The organism is Staphylococcus sp. EG-SA-10, from assembly GCF_017151945.1.
In the GTDB taxonomy this organism is placed as follows: domain Bacteria; phylum Bacillota; class Bacilli; order Staphylococcales; family Staphylococcaceae; genus Staphylococcus; species Staphylococcus aureus.
Genome location: NZ_JACVZJ010000054.1, coordinates 1 through 446, shown reverse-complemented (window position 1 = coordinate 446; position 446 = coordinate 1). Strand labels below are relative to the sequence as shown.

The 446-nt window shown below is 28.9% G+C and carries 1 pseudogene; it reads left to right on the top strand.

Annotated features, from left to right (window positions below):
- Window positions 1-446 (top strand): annotated as a pseudogene (locus IDG45_RS13735) (FKLRK protein); the annotation flags it as partial.

The window sequence follows — 446 nt, the reverse complement described above, 5'->3', positions numbered from 1 at the left end:
ATACACAACACCACGATATGAAAAAGCGTATGAAATACCGAAAGAACAACTAAAAGAAAAAGATGGACATCACCAAGTTTTCATCGAACCTATTACTGAAGGTTCAGGTATTATTAAAGGTCATACGTCTGTAAAAGGTAAAGTTGCTCTATCTATTAATAATAAATTTATTAATTTTGAAGAAAGAGCTAAAGATGGAATTAGTAAAGAAGATACTAAAGCTAGTTCCGATGGTGTTTGGATGCCTATTAATGAAAAAGGATATTTTGATTTTGATTTCAAAAAAAATCCTTTTGATAACTTAGAGTTAAAGAAAAATGATGAAATCTCATTAACATTTGCACCTGATGATGAAGATGAAGCATTGAAGTCATTAATTTTCAAAACTAAAGTAACGAGTTTAGAAGATATTGATAAAGCAGAAACTAAATATGACCATACTAAAG